At 60.6% G+C, this 437-nt stretch carries 2 pseudogenes; both read left to right on the top strand.

The features are described 5' to 3' along the window. Positions 1-130 (top strand): annotated as a pseudogene (locus tag AC5ZG1_RS44425) (sugar ABC transporter permease); the annotation flags it as partial. Next, a pseudogene (locus AC5ZG1_RS44420) lies at positions 123-437 on the top strand (carbohydrate ABC transporter permease); the annotation flags it as partial. The pseudogenes AC5ZG1_RS44425 and AC5ZG1_RS44420, both read left to right, overlap by 8 nt.

Genomic DNA, 437 nt, shown 5'->3' with positions numbered 1-437 from the left:
CATCTATCAGCGCATGGTGCGCTTCGGCGATCTCGGCGAGGCCTCGGCCTCCGGCACGCTGTTTCTGATCGTCATGATGCTTCTGGCCGCCGCTGCCTATTGGAAGATATGGAGGCCGGTCCATGCGTAGTGCGCGCCGTCTCAATCTCAACGGCATCGTCATCAATGCCGCCGCGCTCGTCCTCGTCATGTCCTATGCGCTGCCTTACGTTTATCTGCTTATGACGTCGATCAAGCCGGCAGCGGATGTCCAGCAGATTCCCCCGAGCTTCTTTCCCGTCGTGATCTCTTTCGAGAATTTTCGCGATGTCCTGCAATCGTCGACCCTGCCGCGGGCCTTCGCAAGCTCGCTGGTGGTGGCGGTGCTGACAACCATCCTTTCCCTCGCTGTGGCGGTTCCGGCCGCTTATGTCGCGACCCACTACCGGCGCCGAATC

The organism is Bradyrhizobium sp. Leo78 (assembly GCF_059512425.1).
Note: the sequence above shows the minus strand (reverse complement) of the source record. Positions and strands in the feature narration are given on the sequence as shown.